General features: G+C 54.1%; 3 protein-coding genes. All 3 read right to left on the reverse strand.

Features of this window, described 5'->3' with window-relative positions; genetic code table 11:
- Positions 1-1,255 (reverse strand): sulfatase (locus ABX962_RS32890; protein WP_372725917.1); only part of this gene is annotated, 1,255 nt, incomplete at its 3' end.
- A gap of 232 nt (positions 1,256-1,487) precedes the next feature.
- Complete coding sequence (locus ABX962_RS32895; RefSeq protein ID WP_372725918.1) at positions 1,488-2,579, reverse strand: sugar kinase; 1,092 nt, start codon at positions 2,577-2,579, stop codon at positions 1,488-1,490.
- A complete protein-coding gene (locus ABX962_RS32900) occupies positions 2,572-3,234 on the reverse strand; it encodes a bifunctional 4-hydroxy-2-oxoglutarate aldolase/2-dehydro-3-deoxy-phosphogluconate aldolase (RefSeq protein WP_372725919.1) in 663 nt (220 codons plus the stop codon). Before ABX962_RS32900 ends, ABX962_RS32895 begins: the two co-directional genes overlap by 8 nt.
- Positions 3,235-3,431 lie beyond the last annotated feature (197 nt).

Raw genomic sequence — 3,431 nt, forward strand, 5'->3', positions numbered from 1 at the left:
CTTCGAGCAGAGGCTGAAAACTGGTTCCTTCGAGATGCGATGGCTTCGATATCGCCGCCAAATCGCAAAGCGTCGGGTACATATCGACGAGTTCGACGAGTGCCTCGGTTGTCTTGCCTCGGTTGTGCTTGGGCATATCCGGCGTCCAGATGATCAGCGGCACTCGAGTTGCAATTTCATAGTTGGTCGCCTTGCCCCAAACGCCCATGTCGCCGAGATGCCAACCGTGGTCGCCCCAGACAATGATGATCGTATTCTGACGCTGGCCCGATTCTTCGAGTGCGGTGATCATGCGTCCCACTTGAGCATCGATGTAGCTGACACAGGCGAGGTAGGCGTGTTTCAGCGTGCGGGATAATTCGGGATCGATCGGTCCCGTTTTCGGAATGCCGTCGCGGACTCGCAATTCAAACGACGCATGCAGACCCATTGCCGCACCGTTGATCGGAGCTTCGTCGTGCTCAGCCAGTGGAATGTCTGCTGGATCGTACAAATCCCAGTAGCGTTTCGGAGCGATGAACTCGAGGTGCGGCTTGAAAAAACCAAGCCCTAGAAAGAATGGTTTATCGCCGTCATCTACCATCTCGTTCAGTGTCGCAATCGCAAGGTCGGTGTTGTAACCATCTCGATACGCTTGGTCAGGCACATCGGCACATTCATAGGCGGGCCCATGAACGAGTCCACTGCCGCGAATGCCCTCGCCATATTTTGCTTGTAACGTTTCGAGGTTCCGTTTCTGAATCGCCTGATTCTCGGGCAAGGCATAAGTTGATGTCGGCGGTTTTAGTTTCAGATTCTTTTTAGAGGGAGAACGACTCCAGGAGTTTGCCATGTCAGCATGAGCAGGGTTGTGAAAGATTTTTCCGCAGTGCACCGCTTCATAGCCGTTGGCGATGAAATGCTGGGACAGCGTGACGATATCGGGATTCAGATCACGGAAGATCGCGTTGTTCTCGACCACGCCGATCGTGTCTGGACGGGCTCCGGTCATCAAGCTAGCGCGTGACGGGCTGCAGATCGCTTCTTGGCAATAGGCACGATTAAACAGCAATCCGCCGCCCGCCAATTTGTCCAAATTTGGGGTGATCGCAATTTCGGATCCGTAACAGCCCAGTTCGGGACGCAGGTCATCGATCGCGATGAACAGCACGTTGGGCTTCAAGGACCTGTTGCTAATCGGGACGGTGGAGCGTGGTTCGTCCGCCGGTGCTGGGCAGCACGCAAATAGGACGGCAATCAGTGCGAAGTATCTCATTGTCTCTCTGTCTCTTTCGCTACCAGTTGATGAATTATGCTCACCACCCGTATCGGATGTGAGCCGCGTTGGTCCCTCGCCTGCAAAAGTCTTGTCGATTCTTGAACCGGACAAGCTAAAATTCGCGGCACAGGAGAAACCATGGCCATTTGCACCCATCCCGTTGTGTCGCAACCAATTTTCCGCGTGATCATGTCGTTGATGTTTGGGGCGGCAGCAATATTCAGACCGCTTATCTCACCACACGCCCTGATGCCGATCCACCCATGAGCGATTCGACTTCGCTTCGTGTCACGTAGTTAAAATCACCTTTGATTGAGTGTTTCAAACATGACGCTGCCACGGCGTAATTGACTGCAGTTTGCGGCTCGCTCAGTTCCGAAGTCGTCAATGCAAAGATCAATCCGCCCGCGAACGCATCGCCTCCGCCCACACGGTCCACAATGTTTTTGATTTCATAGGGACGATAGTTTCCCTGTTCGTCCAACGGAGCAAACGCGGCCCGATCGGCTGCCGCGTCGTACAACATTGCGCCCCAATTGTTATGGGTTGCCGACAAACTTTCACGCAATGTGATTGCGATTTTGCTGATATTCGGAAATTGCCGCACCACTTGTCGTGCCACATCGGGGTAACGCGACGTATCAAGCGATCCCGAATGCACGTCCGTTGCGCCCGCTTGAATTCCGAGCACGTCATGGCAATCTTCTTCGTTGGCAATCACCAAATCGACAAACGGCAAGATCGTTCGCATTGACGCGTTCGCCAATTCACGAGCCTTCTTGGTTTTGTCCCAATTCCAAAGTTTGCCGCGAAAATTCAAGTCGATGGAAACTTGCAGCCCGGCGGCTTTTGCAATTTTGGCGGAAACAAGCGTGGCATTGGCCGCGTTTTCCGACAGCGCCGGTGTGATCCCGGTCAGATGCAGCCACTGTGCCCCCATGAAGATTTCGTCCCATTCATAGTGATCGGCCGGCGTGATCGCAATCGCCGAGTCGGCGCGATCGTATATCACATTGCTGGGGCGTTGATTAGCACCAGTTTCGAGGAAATACAGTCCGAGTCGTCCCTTGTCAGTACGCAGGATAAATTGCGTATCGATGCCCATCGCGCGAACCGCGTCGACGGTTGCATCAGCAATCGCGTGTTTCGGAAGGGCGGTCACATAGCGGGCGGATCCACCAAAATTGCAAATCGATACTGCGACACTTGCTTCAGCACCCGCATAAGTGACTTCTAACTCACGCGTTTGACGAAGACGAAGATGATCGGGCGCCGCCAAACGGCCCATGATTTCGCCGAACGTGACAATTGATTTACTCATGGCTTGCTCCCTTCGCAATTTTTACGACTTCGGCGGCACGCGCCGTGATACCATCCCAATCATGATTTTCAACAAGCGATTGTTGGACGATCCATGATCCACCGATCGCCAGCACATTGGGCTCGTTTAGATATTCGGTCATATTGTCTGCGTTTAATCCGCCGAGCGGGAAATATTGGATGCCCAGATGTTTGTACGGCGCGCTCATGCTGCGCAGGTATGGAACTCCCCCGGTGGCGGCGGCAGGAAAGAACTTGAGGAACCGGCACCCGAGTTCAATTGCAGCCTCGATTTCCGAAGGGGTTGCAATCCCCGGTGCAAATGGCAGCCCTGCTTCGACGGCCGCACGCACCACTCGCGGATTCGTTCCCGGAGCCACTCCAAAATCCGCGCCCGCCATTTTTACTTCTCGAGCCGTTTGCGGTGTCAAGATGGTCCCCACGCCAACCAGCATTTCGGGAACGCGGGAAACGATCGCTTTAACCGCTGCCAACCCCGCGGGGGTTCGCAGCGTCAGTTCAATCGCGTCGATTCCGCCCGCCAAGAGTGCTTGGGCCAAGGGAACCGCGTGCTCGGCTTTCTCGACTGAAAACCCCGCGACCACGCGTGTCTGTTTCAATCGCTGCAAAATCTCAGTAGGAAAGATCGTTGTCATTGTAGTTTGGCCTCTTTTCAAAAAACGTTCCGGTGGCTTTACATGGGAAACCTATCCCACATTGACACGCCAGCAGCCTATCTGTCATTTGCGGAATCATTCTTTAGCGAAGTCCTTTTTTTCTCGAACCAAGCTTGTCGCTCCTGTCCCGAGGCGATGCCGTCCCGGTTGGTATCCATCTCGTCAAAATTGGATTC

The sequence above is a fragment of the Novipirellula sp. genome, from assembly GCF_041583735.1.
In the GTDB taxonomy this organism is placed as follows: Bacteria; Planctomycetota; Planctomycetia; order Pirellulales; family Pirellulaceae; genus Novipirellula.